Consider the following 18734-nt stretch of genomic DNA (forward strand, 5'->3'; position numbering starts at 1 on the left):
GGCCAATCAGTTTCGTGAGGATGCCATGAAGGTGGAGCGGTTGCCATGCCATGCGCTCCGGCCGGCGAGCCCGCCCCCGCCCATTGAAAACCCATCACTGGCCTTCGGGCGCCATGTATGCAGTCTGGTGTCCGGTAAAGCGGACACCATCGAATCCGAAGCAGAAGCGCCCGTCGTTGATCGAACGGTAGGCCAGCATCGCTCCGACCAGGCAGAACTGCTGCGCATCCACGGATGTGTCCACCTTTCCATAAGTGGTCGGCTCTCCTTTGCTGGACAAAGGGCCGGACAATGCGTCGATCGGCAACGGATACACCACCCCGCTCCGGGCGTTGATGACGACCACCGAGCGCTGGAAGTACTCAGGCCATTCCTCCAGCTCCGCCACGATGTAGTGCCCGTTGAAGTTCGGCCGCTGCTCGGCGAGCACCTTGTCGATCTGGGCACGATGACGATCATCACAGAAGTTGATCGGACTGCTCAGGAAAGCGCACCCGGAATGAGGGGAGAGCATCTTGACGCCGGCATATCGTGCGTTGCCCGCTGTTGTTGCAGGCACTTCCTTCGTCGTGGTGACCACCCCCGTCGGCGGCACAACTGCGGCCGGGTTCTCCGATGAATTCGGCTTCCCCGTGCAAGCGGCGGCCGAAAGAAGAAGGCCGAGCAACAGCACAGGCTGCAGTCCCCGCCAGACGCTGGTATTGCCCTTCATCATCGTTCTGCGTTCCAGGATTTCGACAAGAAGCGCGCGAACCGCCGGTGTGGACTCCACGTTTTCCCTGTTCGCGCCATCGCCTGCCCTTCTTGATCAGGCCCAATCGGGCGTACATATCAACTGTGACTTCTGTGCATCACCGGCCTGCGGGCCCAGCATTGGCCTTTCGCCGCGCCGGCTGCGCGCATCATCGGGAAACTCCGACCCCAGCGCCATCCGGGTTCGCGCACGCGCCTGGTCCAGTGGCAGATCGATCAGGATGCCGATGGGCGTGGGTGCGGTTCCCAGATGGGCAACCACCCTGTAGACCGGCAGGCCATGGAAATCGGCCTTGACGCAGAAGTACGCCATCCCGAACGCCTCATCGCGTTCGCAGGGTTCCGGCGTGTGCAGGGCCAGGTAAGGGTTCGCGGGCCGGCCTGATTCAGCACTGAGGTACCAGCCCTTCGGCTGGCAATCGAGCAATCCGTCAAAGAGCGTTTCAGTGCTGTCCGGATCACCCGGCAGCGGTGGCTCCGCCTGCGCGGCATGGGCGTCGGCCTTGATCTGTGCCTCGATGGCGGCCTGCGCACGGCGTGCGGTGTCGGCCTGCTCGACATCCTGTGAGGTGGCTTGCCGGCACGCCGCCAGCGACAGCACAAGGCTGGCCAGGAACAGCTGACGCAGCGCAACGGGGCGTTGACGATTCACTGACCTGTCCTGGTGCATGACTCCCGGTCTCCCAGAGGTGAAGCGCCCGATTGGCACGCAGAACGCTGCGCCGCGTCACCCACGGGCGCAGCAGACCGACGCCGATTCCCGTATGCCTGCGGCCAACCGCGCGCACTGTTGCGGGCCACCGCTGACGCCCGGTCCCGAATCTAGTAGGTCCCGAACGGAACCTCGATCTTCAAGGCCGCCCCGCCCTTGGAGGGCTTCAAGGTGTAGGTATGAACACCACCGTCTCCATCAGCCAGCGAGGTCTCGCGGCGCTGGACCGTATAGCGCTCGCCGGCGATCTCCAGGATGTTCGCCCCCACCGCCCGCGCGTCCGGCGGCAGCAGCAGGCCTCCGGCGGCTTCACGTTCTTCCTTGAAGGTATAGCTGCTCATCGCACCCTGCACCTTCAGCAGCTGGACATGCGGGCGATAGGGCGCGGCATCGAGATTCCAGCCATTGGTCAGATCGGTGACCCACGGCCCGGGAATGTCAAAGCGATCCTGGAGCTCGCTTTCGCCCACCTCGGCACTTTCCACTGACAGGCAACACACTACCTTGCCCGCCTTGGCATCGTAGACCGCCCAGCGACTTCCCGCAGCTGCGGCATGAGGCAGCATGGAGAAGTGGAACTGCCGCTCCAGATCACTGTCGGAGACCCTGCGCCAGCCGCCCACTTCGGGAGGCTGCGCATGGCACCCCACTGCGAGCGCGACACCCACTACCAAAAGAGCAGCTCTAATCACGAAACCCGCCATCTTCAGTTGCCTGTCTTGGACCAATGGGGATCATCGACCTTTTTCGGCTTGCCGTCGTAGTTCCAATGCAGGACATCGTAACTGGCACCCACGTCGATGATGTCACGCTTGCTGCCGATCGTCACACTGGTGCCATCGGCCTTCTTCACCGTCTTGCCGATGCCCCAGGCAGGACTCAACCGCATGTCGATTGCTTCACCGCCATTGTGGTTTGATCGGTAGGGCTTGCCGATGGCGCCCGCGGCCCCGTAGGCGCTATCCATGGCCTTGGCTCCCTGCTTGGCGGCCTTGAGATCCGGCTTGCCATTGGCATCCAGGTGCTGCCAATCGATGTTCACGGCCGCATCGCCATTCTGCGGCTCGAACGCGGGCACCGTGGCTGGATCCGTGCCATTGACGATTTCCCGTGCGTAGTACATCAGGTACGAGCGCTGGGGCGGGCGCAGCGTCGTATTGATGTTCACGGTCACACCGGCCTCATCCAGCGCCGCGAGGAAGCGGGTGATGTTCGACTGGAAGGGCTCCTTCAGATCCGCAACGTTCTTGCTCTGCTTGAACCGCTTGTACCATTGCGCACCGCTCTTCTCACGCTCGCCGTTGTAGCTGTCGTCCTTGCTGGGTGCCGCGTTGGCATTGGCGGTGGCGACCGCGGAGTAGAAGTTGTTCAGCAACCCGATCGGGTGCAGGTGGAAGACCTCCGGCGCGCCCGGGAAACCCTTCACATTGGGCGCCACATCCTTCCACCAGCGCAGGTTCTTGATGCGCAGCTTCTCCGCGCTCCATTCCACAGCGCCGTCGAGCATCAGCGGATCCAGCTCGTTCCACTTGGCGTCTTCCCCGCCCCACTCGCTTTCGTAGCGGACAATCATCCGGCTCAACGCCTGCGCGAGCAGGGGCTGCTTGCTGGCTGCCTGCAGTTCAGGCTTGCTGATATGCCCATTGCCGTCGGTGTCCAGCAAGGCGTGCAGCTTCTGGATCAACGCGCTGCGCTCAACCTTGTCCGCACGCATGCGATGGTCGGTCACCTCATGGGGCTGCATCATCCCCAGCTTCACCAGCGTCGCCGCCATCATGTCGACCGGCTGGATGCCCCCCTCCTCCACCGTCTCGAATCCCGGCCACGCCCAAGGCGACTGCCAGCCCACCTTGGCGTGCCCCGCCTCGCATGCCCAGCCCAGCACAAAACTACCCGGCTTCTCGCCGCAGGCAGCCACTTCCCACCAGGCCTTGCCATCACTGTCCAGCGCACGTTTCGGCGCAGGCAGCCGCTCCAGCTCTGCGCGGGACATCACCCGCACCAGGCCCACGGCCTCACCGTCGGGACCATCGGCACGCAACGGGTGCTTCTTCCACCACTTCATCCCACCCGCCGAGCACTGCTGCAGATCCTTGCGCAGGATCCAGAACGGCTCTCCCAATGGCATCCGCATCTCGCGCCGCTGGTAGTTGTGCTTTCGCGCTTCCTTCTCCGACTGGGTACGCTGGGTATCGGCAGGGCCTACGAATACACCGGTGAACTGTCCATCCTTTGCGTTTGCATAACTTTTGCTGCTCGCAGAATAGGCACCCAGCGCCTTGCGATCGAACACCTTCAACTCCGAACGCTGGACAAGCGTCCACGCGCCCAGGCCCGAGTCCTTGAGCTGGATCAAGCCAGGCTCCGGCTCCATCACGCCGTCCGGATCGGCCGCCTTCTTCAGGCGCGCGCCCTTCTCGATCACGAACAGGCTTCCTGTTCCCGGCGGCAGCAGCGACGCATAGCGACGCGACTTGGCCAGGAATACGGGAAGCTCGCTACCTGCGAAAACCTCCAGGTGCATCAATGGGCGTATGCCACGCTTGGGCAACGGCTGGGCATCCACGTACTGCTGGTACTCGCCGACATGGCCCAGCAGTGCGCCTGCACCGATCGCGATCGGCTTTTCGGGAATGACCACCTTGTCCAGCTGGACCGGTTGCTTCGGACCGGGATCAAGCTCGGGCATGAATATCCAGCCCTGCTTCGCGGCTGGGTCAACGGCCTCGCCCGGGCGAACCGGTGCGATCTCGCCTTCGAGGATCCGGTCAATCTGTGCCCATTTGTCCTTGCGGTTCTTCACGGTGATCCGGGCACCGCGCGGCAACAGGCCCAACCGGGCCGAGCGGCCGCTGGCCTCGCTGCGGATGTTCAAACCGATGATCGGCGCGGGTGCAGCCTCACTCATCTGCGTGTGCCTCCTGCACGACGTTGTCCCATTCCTTCACCTGTCCAGGCCCCCAGCCCAACTGCTCCAGAGCGTCGGCGACATCATCGGATTCACCCGAAGTTCCACCGCAATCGCAGCCGATGTGGTCATCCTCATCGATCGATGCCTGCGCCGCCGCAGGCGGCGGTGGCACCTCCTGCGCGTCCTTCGCTTTCTCGCCCACCACGAACTCGTTGCCCTCGGTCCAGAACCCGGGGCGTGCGCGCTTGCGATCCTCCTGATAGCCCGTGAAGTCCATCAGGTGCATGTAGAGGCTGTAGAAGGAAAGCTCGGTTCCCGGCTCCGGCGCGGCGGCTGGCTTCGAATCCTTCGAGTCCTTCGCAGTTTTCGTGGCGGGTGCCGGCGCGACCGCCTTGGACGGAGCGGTGGCGGCAGCAGCCGGAGCGGCCGCCGTCTGCGGCGCCGCAGGAGCGCTGTCCGCCGCCGTCGCAACCTTCTTGTCCTGTGCTTCCTTCGCCGCCTTGTCGGCCGCCTCGAATTTCGCCTGTGCATCGGCCGGCAGCTTCAGCGTATGCCGCACCAGCACGAAGCCCTTCGAATACAGTGCCTTGCGCTGCACCTGCGGGAAGGTGATTTCCGGATAGCGTTCGTCGATCCGGTAGGCCACCACCTCGCCGTCCTTGATGCAGCGCACGCCCTGGGTCTGGTCCAGCACGGTGCCACTGCCTGCATCGAAATGGACGCCCCCATGCCACAGGCCGCTGGCCCCCACCGGGAAGAAGCCATCGTCGACACGCGCCAAGGCGCCTTCTTCCTGGGCAGGAAGGCCGAGGTACATCGCGCCATCAAAGGCATCGCTCTTGCCCTGCCTCGGGAAGGGATACATCCAGGTTGTCTGCGCCTCTACCGGCGCGCAGCAGCCCAGCTCGTAACCCCCGAACTTCTTCATGTACTTCGAAACACTCGACCCGTAGGCGTCGGTACCGTCCTCCGCCCCGCCGGTACGCAGGAACGCAAGCACGGCAGGGCGCACCCATTGCCCGGTCTTCTTGTCCGGCTTGCCCGGGCCGTAGCCCTTCAGGTGGGCGGCGGCAATGATGCCGGACTCGGTCACCACGAAGCCCTTCATGGTCTGACCGATGAACTTGGTCGTGCCGAAATAGCGCCCCTGCCGGCAGAGTTCGCGCATCCACTCCTCGCCCGCCTTGTCCTGCATTGCTTCGTCCGCAAGGAACACCTCGCGGCTCGTAGCACCGTTCTTGCCCGTCCAGTGGCCCTTCCACTCCTGCTTTTTCTTGATCTCGGCCGTCGTCTTGTAATACCCAAGCTGCATCAGCGCCTGCTCACCGAACTGGTACTTGCCGATGTAGTTATAGGTATTGATGATGCCGATGTCTCCGCTCGATTCCTCGAAGCCGACAGCATCCAGGAACGCCTTCAGGTTCTTAGCACTCATGGCTCGCCCCCGCAGTCACCCAGCCGCCTGACCATCTCGAGATTCACGGGCTTGCGTGCATCGAGCACCGCGCGCTGCGCGTCTGATGGATTGCCCAACCAGCGCACCTCACAGTTCAGGATCAAGCGGCCGACCATGTGCCTGTCTGCAGGATCGTAGAGCGCTGCCAGCTGTGTTGAGCCGCAGGCATGTGCCTGGCAGGCGGAGTACAGCCACCAGGTACGCCCTTCGATCGACAACGGCTTGCCTGCCGCACTGGGCCCGGTCAGCAGTCGCGCCTTCAGCGACGGTGCTTGCTTGGCGGGCACCTCTGCCAGAAGGGTATCGAATGCCTGGGTCACCACTGCATTGCTGCGCCCGCAGCCATCGGGGGCCGACAGCCCCTTGCCGACGAGGGCGAACAGATATGTCGCCAGGGGCTGCTTGGCGCAGGTCGGCTGCGGAAGATCGATGGAGGCGTCTCCCGGGCGGGCGCCGCTTGCATGCGCGTCCAGTGGCGCTGCTGCAGCGCACTCCCACGACAACGCCGCCACCAGTGGCAGCAGGAATATCGTCTTCTTCATGTTCTTCATCCTGAGAAACCGATGATCCGTTTCTGCTTCATGTCGCCCAGCACCCACGTCGGCAACTCGCTCTTGTAGTTGCTGGGACCGAGGAAGGATTTGCGCTGCGCGTGGACAGCGATCGAACCGGGCGCATTGACCACGATTCCACCATCGGCCACGGTGATGCTGGCGCCTCCTGACGTAGCGATATGCAGCGTTTTGCCCGCAGCGAGCTCGATGTGGGCCTGGCCACTCGCACCGCGCAGGCCCGAGCGCGCCTGGATGCGGATGGAATCTGCCTGTGCCTGGACTTCAAGCGCCCCAGTGCCACTCACAACGGACATCGCTGCAGCTGCCCCGCCTTCCTCGACGGTGGTTGCCAACAGGCCCAACGACTGGCTTGCATGCAGGCGGGCCTGCCCCATGACCGTGGTATCGGAATGCCCGCCGCTGGCCAGAAGCAGTGCTTCGCCGCTGCTCCACATCATGCCCTGACCGGCGACGTGCACTACCCCGTCGGGTGCCGTCATCCCAAGCAGAGGAGCGCCGCTATGGGGAGTCCGTCCTTCACCGGGCTCGGCACTGTGCTTAGGGGCTTCCGCGACTCCCGACGTGTATTGCGTCCCGGCAACCACCGTTCGGACAGCTGCCGTCATCGCCGGCAAGGGGGCCTGCTTCTGCACAATGCGCGACCGCATCGCCCCTCTCGCCCCCTCCTGCATCGCCAGCGGGCTGGTCACGTGCTTGCGCGCGGCCTGGGTGAATCGCTCGCCCAGCGTCTGCAGCTGGGTCAGCAGCGCGGAGGGCTGCACCGCCTCGCCCGCGGGCGCGGACGATCGATGGCCATAGGCGGTGAGCCACACGCCCGCCGTCGCGCGTACCGCACCCCAGGCATCGCTGCGCAGTTCGAAACCGGTGCCACGCACGCTGCCGACAAAGTTGTCAGCCTGGTGCCGAAGATGACCCAGCGTCAGCTGCGATACCTGCTGGCTGCTGGCCAGCTGCGCACGCAGCTGCTGGTTGGAATCGTCGAACAACAGATGGTTGCTGCCTTCACCGCCATCCCATTCGCGCGAGCGGATACCCCACAGCGCACCGCCCTGGCGATGCGCCTGGTCGCCCGCGCCGGCCGCATGCCACGCCGGTGCCCGGCCACCACTGAGGTTGGCCTGCGCGCTGTGGCGTGCATCGCCGGCCTGGCCATAGGCCGACACGTCGCCCTGGCCACTGGCACCAGCGGGCGTCGGCACCACACCGGCCTCGCCACGCCCGTTGTACAGCGTTCCCAGCACCAGCGGCCGATCGATATCGCCATCCAGGAAGCCGACCAGCACTTCCTGGCCGATCCGCGGCAGGAACTGGCTGCCAACGCCAGGGCCGGCGTAGCGCTGTGCCACGCGCAACCAGGCACTGTCGTGAGCGCCCCCGCCCTGTCCCTGCTGGAAATGGAAGCGCACGCGCACACGGCCCTGGCTGTCCGCATGCAGATCCTTGCTGGTGCCGCCCTGCCCGGCCACTACCACGGCCGTCTGGTAGCCCGGCACGATCGGGCGCGGATTCAGCCGGGCACCGGTGCCATCCAGCAGCAGTGGCCGCCACGGCGTGCTGCGTTCAACCGCCTCGAACCGGTTGCTGTAGCCCACCGCATCGGCCTGCTGCCACAGCGCCGCGTCGTCGCTCTCGGCCGGCGCGACACCGAACGCATCATCAAGGGTGCGCCGCAGGTCGGTCGGCAGGTTGTTGATGCCGGCATGGTCGACGGCAACCAGCAGCAGCTCCGGCGGTGTCGCGCCCGGCGCCTGCTGCAGCCGCAGCCAGGCCCCCGATCGCAGGCCACGCACGGTGCCCTGTCCGCGCCAGCGTCGGCTGTGTGCTTCGCGTGCCTGGGCCAGCAGCCGCGCCTGGCGCGAAGCGGCGGCACCATCGCTGAACGCGTAGGCACCCACGGCATCGAAATCCTCGCGCGCCGACTGGCTGCCACCGCCGTCCATCGGCGACTGGCCGGCCAAGGCACGCACCTGCCGGTAATCATCACTCTGCAGGCTGACCGTGGTGCTGGCCAGGCTCCGGCACATGCCGATGGCCTGCACGCTGTCACTGGCTTCGGTGGCATCACTGCGATGGAAACGCACGCCGGTCCCGGCGCTGGTCGCATCCTCCGGCAACGCCACGCTGTCGGCGAAGATCTCCATGCCATTGCCGCAGGGAGCCTCTTCATCGGCGTACAGTCGCCAGCCCAGCCCCTCTTCGGCCAGCAGGCGCTGCAGGAAATCCAGATCGCTCTCGCGGTACTGCACGCAGTAGCTGCGCACGCGTTCGCCCAGGAAGTCGTCGACCCCCTCGGCCCAGCGCCAGCGCGCGATGTCCCCATGCCCGGCAAGAACCGCGTCAACGATCGCGCGAACGGCCTGCTCCTGGAACACACGGCTGTGGCGCGCGTGCTGCAGCCACCAGGTCCATGACACCAGATGCAGACGGTAGCGGACCAGCCCACCATCGCCTCCAACCCGGGCGGCATCGGCCACCAGTCCGCTGCGCTGCGATTGCCCACCGTCAGCGAGTTGCAGGGTCAATGTGGCGCGCGTTGCAGGCAGTGTCTCGAGGGCAGCATCCGCATCGGTGGAAAGCACGTCTACTTCGGTCCACGCGTGTTCGCCCAACGCGTCACGTCCACGCCAACGCTCCACGGTGCATGCCGTGAATGCGTCGGACTGCAGGCGATACAGACGCTGGGCGTCGCCAAGACCGGCGACCTGCGCCATCAGGTTGTTCAGCTGATCCATGCCATTTCCAGAGTGAAAGCCGCACGACTCTCGGGTGCGCGGCGTCGGTTTCCAGCCAATAAATCTACCAGATCGTGGTGTTCGTCAAAATCACGGCGCAAGATCGGGCAATGAACTGAGTTCTCCGTCACATAACTGACGGAATGCCGTATTCAGCCCCCGTGACTTTCCCTCATCCCGTAACCGCGTTCACATTCAACCGCTAGAATCGACCGCAGTCCCCAACGAGACCTGCCATGCTGGATCAGGAAGCCCTGCTGGCCCCGATTTCCGAACACGCCCCGACCGGTGAAGACCTGTCATTCTCGGCCGAGTTCGATCGGATCATCGAAAACCGTCGTGCCGACGACCCGACCCTGGACCAGGGCGCGTGGCAGACCGACATCAAGTACGCCGACTGGAGCAGCGTGCTGCGCGATGCCAACGATCTGCTGCAGACCCGGACCAAGGATCTGCGGCTGGCTGGCTGGCTCAGCGAGGCCGCCACCCAGCTGGAGGGGTTCCAGGGCCTGGCCGCGGGCTACCGGGTCACCGCCGGCCTCTGCGACCGGTTCTGGGAAGAGGTGCATCCACAGGCACCGGACGGCGACTTCGAGGAACGTATCGGCAACCTCAGCTGGCTGCTGACCAATTCGCTGCAGTGGCTGCGGGCGGTGCCGATCATCGTCGCCCCACAGGGCCGCTTCAGCCTGGCCGATTTCGAGCACGCCCATGCCCGCGCCAACAGCAGCGAGGACGATGACGGCCGCCCCGGACTGGACATCCTCAATGCCGCCCGCCGCGATACCCAGCACGGGTTCTATCGCCAGCTGGCCGATGACCTGCCGGACTGCAGCCAGGCACTGGCCGAGCTGCAGGCTGCGGTCGACAACCGGCTCGGCCTGGATGGCCCCAGCTTCAGCGCGGTCCGCGAGCAGCTTGAGCACCTGCAGCGCACCGTACTGCGCTTCGCGCGCGAGGCGGGCGTGCTGCTCGATGGCGAGACCGGGCCGGCAGAGGACACGTTCAGCGGCACCGACTTCGCCGCGGATGCCCCGGCATTCGACCCGGCGCCGGTCAGCGCCGCCCCGCGTGGGCCGGCCGGTGCTCCGGGTTCACGCAAGGAAGCCCTGCAGCAGTTGCGCCAGGTGGCCGAGTTCTTCCGTCGTACCGAACCGCACAGCCCCGTGGCCTATCTGGCCGAGAAAGCGGCGCGCTGGGGCGAAATGCCGCTGCACGTGTGGCTCAAGCGGGTCATCAAGGACCATGGCACGCTGGAGCAGATGGAAGAGATGCTGGACGTGAACCCGGAAGACTGAGCGCTTCCGGGCCATCGAGCGGAGAGCGGGCCAGGCCCGCTCTCCGCGCAATTACTGGATCTTGAATTCGATGCGACGGTTGCGCGCGCGGCCATCGTTGCTGGTGTTGTCCGCCACCGGCTCATCAGGCCCCTTGCCCAGCACGTCCATATGGCTGCCCGGGATGCCCTTGGACATCATGTAGTTCTTCACCGCCAGCGCACGCGCGTGGCTCAGGGTCAGGTTGGACTCGCGCTGGCCGACGTTGTCGGTGTGGCCGATGATCAGGAAGCGGCTGTCGGGCATCTGCGCCATCTTGGCCACCATCTCGTCGAGGATGCTCATGCCGAACGGCGTGAGGCGGGCGCTGCCACTCTGGAACTCGATGATGCGGTTGGCCAGGGTCTGGTCCAGCACGTTCTGCTGCGATCCCACCTTCAGCGCGTTGGTGACCGTGTAGCTGGTGTTGCTGGCCAGGCTCAGGTCACTGGCGACCTGCTGGCGCAGGGCCTCGTTGCCGACCTCACCGCTGATCTTCACGGCCTGGCCGTTCACTTCCAGCTTGCCGGGCGACACCCGCTTCAGGCCAGGGTTGATCATGCCGGATACGTAATCGCCCCAGTTCGGCGGCGTGGCGATGGTCTCGACCTGGACGCGGTCGACAACGCGATCGGCCCCATAGACCGCGCGCAGGTTGTTGAGCAGCTTGGCCTTGGTTGCCTGGTCAGGCACCACGCCTTCGATCACCACCGGGCGCTCCGTGGTCGCCTGGGCTGCAGCCGGCGCGTTCTGCGCCGACAGTGGCGCGACGGCCAGCAGCAGCGGCAGCACGAGAGAAAGAGAATTGCACAGGCGCATCGTCAGGTTCCCAGGAAAGTCTCGCCGAACAGCTTGCGTGCGGTGGCCAGGGCCAGGTCGTCACGGTCGAGGAAGCTGCCGAAGCGGTTGAGGTTGTAGTCGCCGCGCAGGTAGTCGTCCACCCATTCCGAGTGCTGGATGCGGATCAGGAAGTCGCCGGCCTCGGCCGGGTCCAGCACCGCGCGCAGCACCTGGCGGTCGGCGCCGTTGAAGCCGACGATCATGCTCGGCGCGGCATCATTGCGGATCAGCACGGCCAGTTCGAAATCACCGCGGGCGACGAAGCTGGACAGCAGGTCGAGCCAGAATGCCGCCACCAGCGGGCGATAGGCGGGATCGCGGACCAGTGGGAACACCAGTGCCTTGTCGATGTTGACGTCACCGCCGCTGAGCACCGGCTGCAGCAGCAGGCCCAGGGCCGGCAGCACCTGGCGCAGCGCCACGTCACCATGGCCGGAATCGCGCAGGCGCTGCTCGAGGTCGGCGACCGTGGTGTTCTCCAGGAAATCCTGGAAGCTGCCGTTGTAGTCACCGGGATCGGTGCTGATGCTGAAACGCGCGTCGGCCAGCTGCGCCAGTGCCTGTGCGGCATCACTGTCCTGGTAGGCCTGGCGGGCGAGACGGGCCAGGCCCGACCACGCGTTGGACATCGCCAGCGGGCTGCGGCCGATGAACGGCAGCGGTTCCGGTGCATCCAGGCGCAGCGCCGACAGCAGCGGGAAGCGTCGCTCGGACGCATCGCGGCTGGCCAGGAAGTGACCGCACAACACCATCTTGCTGCGCGAGCCAAGGAAGGCGTAGTGGATCTCCGGTGCTTCGTCGTAGCGCTGCTTCCAGTCCGGGCTCTGGCTCAGCAGCTCCAGGCTTTCGCCGGCCCAGCGATCCAGCCAGCCCAGCAACTGATGGTTGTCGGCCGCACGCACGAAATCGCCACGCGATGGCACCTTGCCAAAGTACGACACACCTGCGCTGACCACGCGGCTCATCGGGCACCTCCAGCGGCCGGGGCCGGGGCCGGGGCCGGTGTCGCCGGCGGCGCGGCAGCGGGCACCGCCGGTGCGGCGGGTTCGCCACCAGCCACCCGTTCGGGCAACTGCAAGCCGCGCTGCCAATCACCGCCACCCTGCGCAGCTTCACCGGCACGGCGCACGATGCGCATCTCGACCGGAACCGACACGCCATTGCCCGTCCAGGTGATGCGGCTGGAATCATCCAGGCGCTCGACCTGGCCGGCCGACATCAGGCGGTTGACGCCGTTCGAGCCCGGCGCACTGAACACTTCCACCGTCCTGCCATCGCCGGTCACCGCCGTGATCTTCACGCCCGGCACCTGGCCGACGTTCGGGTACTGCATGGTGGTCCACTGCGGCGGCGTATTGCGGTAGCGCAGCACCTGGCCATCAATCTCGATGGTGTACTCCAGCGCACCGGCTGCCGGGGCCGGCAGGATCTCGAAGATCGTGGTGTCCTGCGCCGCACCAGCCGCCGAACCACTCACCCAGTTGCCATAGTTGGCCACCAGCTCGGCCGACAGGTTCACGCCCTGCCCGGCCCAGCGCCGGGTCTCCAGCAGCGGACCGCGCTGGATCACCAGCGTCCCCAGTGCCTCCTTGTTGAAGGCGGCGATGCTGCCGCTGGCGCCGAAGATACCGGCAATGTCACTGGGTGCCGCATCGACATCGGAGTTGAGGTTGAACGGGTACTGCTGGCCGATGCGCGCCTTGAACGGATCGTAGACCTGCGCCTTCCAGGTCTTGTTGACCTCATCCTCGGTCGGCGCGATCAGCGTGCTGAAGGTCTGGGTCAGCGGTCGCAGCAGCAGCGGACGCAGTGCCTCGCGCTGCTTCTCGTCCAGCCCGGTCAGCACCTGCTCGTCCACCAGTGCCAGGCCCACGCTCAGCTCCGAACCCTCGTTGCTGAAGGTGTCCTGCATGAGCTTGCGGGTGCCGACACCGATTTCGCCCTGGCTCTTGATCGCGTTCAGGCGGGCACGCAGCTTGGCCAGCGTCTCGAAGTACGCGGTGATGACGGCAGGCTGGTCGCCGCGCTCGCTGGTCAGCCGCGCGATGCCTTCAAAGGCCTTGCCGATCGGGCCGACCGGCTGCGCCGCCGCCGTCGCCGCCGGGTCCTTGCGCAGGATGGTGCGCTGGAACCAGGCCACGAAGCCCTTGCGCGCCTTGCTGGAGCGTGCCAGCGCCTGCGGGTTGTCCCACACCGTCTCCTCGTTGATGCGCTCCAGCAGCATGCGCAACGGCGAGTTGCTGGCGTCGCCCAGCTTGTTGATGCGGCCGACAGCCTCGTCGAAGGTGCTGAACTCCGCCACGCTCAGACCCTGCAGGAACTTGGTCCACTCACGGGCGTAGTCGTTCTTGTACATGTTCACCAGCTCGCGCGAGACATGCTCCGGGCTGCCAGCCAGTGACAGGTCGCTCTGCTCGGTGGTGCCCAGCACCCAGTCGGTGGTGCTCAGCTGGGTATTGGCCGCCTCCTTGATCGCATCCTGCACATACTCCTCCCACGCCTTGCGCGAGAAGGCGCCGGAAATGGCGTAGCTGCCGTTGATCAGGCGGCCATTGCGCTCGACACCCACCAGGCTGTCGACCGTGGTGGTACCGAAACGTGCGCCGGCCCGCGCCTTGATTTGTGCATACACGCGCTCCATCGCCGGCTGGCCCTTCATCACCTGCCCCAGCGCCTGGCGCGTATCGGAGACCAGGGTGACCTTGTTCTGCACCTGCGGCCAGCTCGGCTTGCCGGCCTGCGCCACGTAGAACGTCATCAGCTTCTCGGCCGCGCGGACCATTTCCTCGCGGCTCATCTGGCCGCGGTTGGCCTCCAGCCAGGTGCGCCAGAACAGGGTCAGCTGCTGCGACAGGTGCGCGCCTTCCACGTACTTGGGATTACCCAGCATCAGGTAGGTCTTGAGCGCGTTGTAGGCATCGTTGGTGCTGGTCGGCGAGGCATTCTGGTACAGCACTTCGCTCTCGGCGGCGGTACTGTTGCCCTGCCCCAGCTTGTCGCGCTCGGCAACCACCTGGCCCAGGTAGTTCTCCAGGTTCGATACGGTGGGGGCCAGCATCACCTGCTGCATGCCATGGTTGTACTCACGCAGCAGCTTCTCGCGGATCGCCGTGCCCTGGTACAGGCCGAGGTGGGTGGTGATGCCGCCCTCCTTGCCGTAACGGTCCAGCTGCTCCATGCGGTCCTGCAGCAGCAGGAGCGCGTCGATGCGCGACTTCAGGTCCATGCGGTCCTTCTGCACCCGCACGGCCTGGTCCAGATCCTTGGTCGCATTGGCCACCAGCTGCGCATTGGTCGTATACGACCAGGTCCACAGGCCCAGCGCCAACGCCAGCACACCTACCGCGCCGAGGAACACGCCATAGCGCAGGCGGTTCTGATGGGGGCTGGAATACTGCCGCACCAGCTCCTTGTCAGCAAAGATCACCTTGCGGAACAGATCCTTGAGGAAGAACGCGGTGTGGCCGGTCGGCGCTTCATCGACATTGGAGCCGCGCTCCAGGTTGAACTGGCGGCCGACACGCTCGGAAGCATGGTGCACCGAGCGCCCTTCCTGCAGCGCGCTGGAGAAGTAGAAGCCGCGGAACACCGGCTTGAACTGGTACGGATTGTCTTCGAACAGCGTGGCGATGAACGTACGCAGCGCCGGCTTGATGCCGACGAACTCCAGCGGCAACGACAACAGGCCCGGCGACACCTCGCGGCCACGCTGCATCGCCATGTGGGTCAGGCTCATTTCCTTGATGCCTTCGGCCAGCTCATCGAAGTGGCTGTCGAAGGCGGCCAGTGCGTCGCCCTGCTGCTGTACGTCGAACGGCAGCGTCGCGCCCCACACGTGCTCGCGCTCGCCCGGGTCCAGGTTGCGGAAGAATTCGCTGAAGCCGGCGATCAGGTCAGCCTTGGTGAACAGCACGTAGACCGGCGCGAACACTTCCAGCCGCTCGGTGATTTCCTGCACGCGCTGGCGCAGGTTCTTGGCCAGCTCGATCGCGAATTCCGGCTTGCTGCCGGAAAGCTCGGCCAGGCTGGCGGCGATGATCACGCCGTTGATCGGCGCGCGTGGACGGTTCTTCTTCAGCAGGCCGAGGAAGGTCAGCCATTCCATGCGGTCCTCGACGCTGACCGAGTAACGGCCGGCGGTATCGAGCACGATGCCATTGGTGGTGAAGTACCAGTCACAGTTGCGGGTGCCGCCGATGCCCTGCACCACGTTGCCGCGGTTGTCCTCGAACGGGAACTGCAGCCCGGAGTTGAGGATGGCCGTGCTCTTGCCGGCCGCAGGATTGCCGATGATCACATACCATGGCAGCTCGTACAGCGCGGCGTTGCCCTTCAGCACGCCCATCCGCGAGGACTTGATCTGCTTGACCGCGTCCATCATGCGGGTGCGCAGCGCCTCGGTATCGGCACGCTGCGCCGGCTGCGACGAGGCCACCGCCTTGTCCGCCTCGTCCTTGACCATCGCCTCCACCCGCTTGGCCGCACGCCGCGCGAGGATCCGCTTGATGCCCCAGACCAGCAGCGCCAGCAGCAGCAGGCCTGCCAGCACGACGGCCACCCAGATGCCTATCTGCCGCGCTTCGGCTTCACCGTAGTGGGCCAGCGCAGCGGCGCCGACCAGGCCGATCACCATCCACAGACGGTAGTCGCGCAGGTAGTAGCTGAAATTGCTCAAACTCATGCAGGGATCCAGGGGTCAGGAGGCCGACGGCGCATCGGCCGGCAGCGTCGGGGAAGGAAGAGGGTCGACCAGGCCGAACAGGCGCTGCTGGTTGTCGGCAACGCCGAGCAGCAACACCGGTTCGGCCTGGCGTTGGAGTTGTGCATGGGCCAGCGCCAGCTGGGCGATCGGCAGCACCGGCCCCAGCTCGCCGGCACTGATCGCCAGCGCCAGGCTCTGCGGACTGAAATCGAGGTCGGGCGCCAGCGTCGCGGCGATGGCAGCGGCATCGACCATCAGGTCGCCGCGGTGATCGGCATCGTGCAGCACGAACTGCGCCTGCGCCGGCGCCTGGCCGAGGGAGGCATGCCAGTGCGTGGCCAGCGCCGCCAGCTGCCGGCGCTGCTCGGCCGGGCGCTGCGCTTCGATCTGTTCGGCACGCACCAGTTGCGGGCGCCACACGCGGCCCGCCCCGTCGTGCGCCAGCGCCCGGCTGGACAGCAGCACGCCGGCGGCGCCTTCGCCCGGCACCCGGCCATCGGGATTCTGCGCGGTCGCCAGCACGCCCGAGGCCTGCCAGGCCGCGACGAGTGCGGAATCGATGAAGGAGGTGGCCGCCAGCACCAGGTGCCAGCGCGGCTGCCCCGTCGACAGCGCATCGATCACCCGCTGCAGATGCGGCCAGACTTCGCGGGCGCTATCCAGCGTGGTGACGCGCACATCGAAGCGGCGCGCATCCAGGCCCGCCAGGCGCGCCTGCTCCAGCAGCCAGTCCTGTGCCCAGTGGCGCAGCGGATCGGACCAGCTGCCGGGCACCAGAAGCTCGATGCTGAGTACGTTCTCCACGCGCTGTTCGTCGCGACGACGCAGCCCAGCCACCACCACTTCCTCAGAGGCCACGATCTCCGGCAGCACTGTGAACACGGATTCCAGCAGCTCTTCCAGCACCGGTCGCAGCAACGCCAGTGCGCGGCGTTCATGCGCCGCCGTGTCGATGCCATCCTGGCGCGCCTGCACGACCTCGAACTCGTCCAGGTCCTGGGCCGCGCTCATCCGCACCGGCAGGTTGTAGTTGTCACGGAAGCGCCCATCCAGCGAAGGGCGCGGTGGTGCAGCAGCCGTCGCCAGCAGCGCCGGCGCATCCAGATCCACGCCCAACCGAAGGGTGCCGGCAAGCAGCGCGACCGAAGGCGGCGCAGCGGACTGCGGATCGGTCGCCTCCTGCTTTGCAGCTCCCGCCTTGCCGTCATCAGACGTGGCCTTGTCCAGCGCCGATTCCGCGCCACGGCGCACAGCGCCGCGCAGCATGAAGCCTGCACTGCTCAGCCCAACAGGCAGCAGGCCCAGGTAGGCCAGCATCTGCATGCCGGTCGGTACCGTGCCGCTGTTGCGCCAATAGAGAATCGTCGCGCCCCAGGTAGCGATGAACACCATCACCACCGACGCTGCCTTGCCCAGCCATCCTGCCATCAGTTGCCCTGCTCCATGCGCTGCTCCCGTCGACCGCGCCGATCAGCGCAGGCCGGTAGCGGCCTGCGAAGCCACCAATGTCGCCCCGCATCCGGTACGGTCACCGTCGCGCGCCACCGGTTGGCCGTCGATCATGACGGTTGCGTCACCACTGACGATCGTGGTCGTGCCATGCATCGCGCACACGGCACGGTCACCCACGCGCGCCACCGGCTTGCCATTGATGTCGGTCTCGCCAGTGCCTGCCACCACGCTGCCACCGTGGCTGAGCTTGTCACCAACGACAATAAATGGTCGTGCCATCCATCATGCTCCTTGATCCTGTGTGACCTGGCGCTCCATCGCCCCCTGTGCCCCGGCGACCCAGATCATCGCCATAACCATACCAGCACCACCGTGTGGTTATCACCCTTGGCGTGACAGCTCTTCACGCTTGGCCGCACGCGCCGCGCGGCAGCGGGATGTCATTTCCACGTGAACATAGTCCTTGATGCTGCGCCAGTTGCCGCCCCAGTCCAGCCCTGCCTGTTCAGCCAGTTCGCCGTACAGGAAGTAGCCGCGCTTGGTCCACTCATCATTCATGTCCCACTGCAGCTTGCCGTCACGGATCGGGGCGCTGTCCACGCCCAGGCCATACTGATGGCAGCTCTGCCACGCACCGGCCCGTGTCGCCTTGCCTCCCGCCATCAACTCGGCCTGGCGCTCAGGGCTGCGATAGCCCTCGATCAGCACCATCTCGTAGCCATACTGGCGCCGCATCACCTCGTAGATGGCCAGCACGCGCTGCTGCAGATCCGCATCGATCTGGTTCCACTTGCGGTCCGCCGTGACAATTTCAGGCCGCAAACGACGCACCTCGGCGGTCGTGAACACCTCCGGCGGCGGCGGCGGCGGCGGGGTCAGTCGCTCGCCACGCAGCAGCTGGGCCACCATCGAACTGGATTCCGCCAGATCATCGCCGCGAAAATCTTCCAGCACCACCGTCTGGCGTGTGACCAGTATCACAATTGGAGGAATCACCAGAGCGGCCGTGGCAATTGCCAGAATCGGCCAATGGCGCCGGATCGCGCTATGCGCCGCACCGGCCTCTTCACGAACCCCACTGCGCACCCGCGTGACGCCGTGACCGACCTTGCCACCGACCCGCCCGGCCCTGCGCCGGAATCCGCCGAACCGGCGCGCCAACGCCTGACGCAGCGACTCCACCGTCTCAGGGAACAACAACACCCAGCACACCAGTGCCACAAGCAGCACGACGGCAATGGCTGCAACCACGATTGGCAACACTGGTCCTCCCTGACACGCGATC

14 protein-coding genes are annotated in these 18734 nt (G+C 66.0%); 1 reads left to right on the forward strand and 13 read right to left on the reverse strand.

The features are described from left to right. Positions 1 to 94 precede the first annotated feature (94 nt). From SriyCCGPB3_RS12760 to SriyCCGPB3_RS12790, 7 genes are all read right to left on the reverse strand, one after another. Complete coding sequence (locus SriyCCGPB3_RS12760; RefSeq protein ID WP_350259362.1) at positions 95 to 712, reverse strand: hypothetical protein; 618 nt, start codon at positions 710 to 712, stop codon at positions 95 to 97. Between the two features lie 96 nt (positions 713 to 808). Further along, complete coding sequence (locus SriyCCGPB3_RS12765; RefSeq protein WP_162622057.1) at positions 809 to 1354, reverse strand: hypothetical protein; 546 nt, start codon at positions 1352 to 1354, stop codon at positions 809 to 811. Positions 1355 to 1575: 221 nt separating this feature from the next. Continuing rightward, a complete protein-coding gene (locus SriyCCGPB3_RS12770; protein ID WP_110712632.1) occupies positions 1576 to 2169 on the reverse strand; it encodes a hypothetical protein in 594 nt (197 codons plus the stop codon). A 2-nt stretch (positions 2170 to 2171) separates the two neighbouring features. Further along, positions 2172 to 4373 carry an SH3 domain-containing protein gene (locus SriyCCGPB3_RS12775; protein ID WP_180854491.1) on the reverse strand — a complete coding sequence of 734 codons (2202 nt, stop codon included), beginning with the start codon at positions 4371 to 4373 and terminating at the stop codon, positions 2172 to 2174. Further along, complete coding sequence (locus SriyCCGPB3_RS12780; RefSeq protein ID WP_350259364.1) at positions 4366 to 5811, reverse strand: hypothetical protein; 1446 nt, start codon at positions 5809 to 5811, stop codon at positions 4366 to 4368. Before SriyCCGPB3_RS12780 ends, SriyCCGPB3_RS12775 begins: the two co-directional genes overlap by 8 nt. After that, a complete protein-coding gene (locus SriyCCGPB3_RS12785; protein WP_162622058.1) occupies positions 5808 to 6374 on the reverse strand; it encodes an Ivy family c-type lysozyme inhibitor in 567 nt (188 codons plus the stop codon). The genes SriyCCGPB3_RS12780 and SriyCCGPB3_RS12785 overlap by 4 nt, the downstream gene beginning before the upstream one ends. 5 nt (positions 6375 to 6379) lie before the next feature. Next, a complete protein-coding gene (locus SriyCCGPB3_RS12790; RefSeq protein ID WP_350259365.1) occupies positions 6380 to 9139 on the reverse strand; it encodes a type VI secretion system Vgr family protein in 2760 nt (919 codons plus the stop codon). Between the two features lie 236 nt (positions 9140 to 9375). Between SriyCCGPB3_RS12790 and tssA the strand changes: the two genes are divergently transcribed. Continuing rightward, the gene (gene tssA / locus SriyCCGPB3_RS12795) at positions 9376 to 10437 is read left to right on the forward strand and encodes a type VI secretion system protein TssA (RefSeq protein ID WP_110712636.1); all 1062 of its coding nucleotides are present in this window, start codon (positions 9376 to 9378) and stop codon (positions 10435 to 10437) included. 51 nt (positions 10438 to 10488) lie between these two features. Here tssA and SriyCCGPB3_RS12800 read toward each other — a convergent pair whose 3' ends face one another. The 6 genes from SriyCCGPB3_RS12800 to SriyCCGPB3_RS12825 form a co-directional block, all read right to left on the reverse strand. Further along, the gene (locus SriyCCGPB3_RS12800) at positions 10489 to 11274 is read right to left on the reverse strand and encodes an OmpA family protein (RefSeq protein ID WP_110712637.1); all 786 of its coding nucleotides are present in this window, start codon (positions 11272 to 11274) and stop codon (positions 10489 to 10491) included. A 2-nt stretch (positions 11275 to 11276) separates the two neighbouring features. After that, on the reverse strand, positions 11277 to 12260 hold the full coding sequence (gene tagF / locus SriyCCGPB3_RS12805) for a type VI secretion system-associated protein TagF (protein WP_110712638.1): 984 nt from the start codon (positions 12258 to 12260) through the stop codon (positions 11277 to 11279). Further along, the gene (gene tssM / locus SriyCCGPB3_RS12810) at positions 12257 to 15976 is read right to left on the reverse strand and encodes a type VI secretion system membrane subunit TssM (RefSeq protein WP_110712639.1); all 3720 of its coding nucleotides are present in this window, start codon (positions 15974 to 15976) and stop codon (positions 12257 to 12259) included. The genes tagF and tssM overlap by 4 nt, the downstream gene beginning before the upstream one ends. A 15-nt stretch (positions 15977 to 15991) precedes the next feature. Beyond that, positions 15992 to 17425 (reverse strand): hypothetical protein, encoded by a 1434-nt coding sequence (locus SriyCCGPB3_RS12815; protein ID WP_350259366.1) that lies wholly within the window; start codon positions 17423 to 17425, stop codon positions 15992 to 15994. A 42-nt stretch (positions 17426 to 17467) separates the two neighbouring features. Then, positions 17468 to 17728 (reverse strand): PAAR domain-containing protein, encoded by a 261-nt coding sequence (locus tag SriyCCGPB3_RS12820; protein WP_110712641.1) that lies wholly within the window; start codon positions 17726 to 17728, stop codon positions 17468 to 17470. Positions 17729 to 17830: 102 nt separating this feature from the next. Then, on the reverse strand, positions 17831 to 18712 hold the full coding sequence (locus SriyCCGPB3_RS12825) for a M15 family metallopeptidase (protein ID WP_239496481.1): 882 nt from the start codon (positions 18710 to 18712) through the stop codon (positions 17831 to 17833). Positions 18713 to 18734 lie beyond the last annotated feature (22 nt).

It is taken from the genome of Stenotrophomonas riyadhensis, assembly GCF_040256885.1.
GTDB classification, from domain to species: Bacteria; Pseudomonadota; Gammaproteobacteria; order Xanthomonadales; family Xanthomonadaceae; genus Stenotrophomonas; species Stenotrophomonas riyadhensis.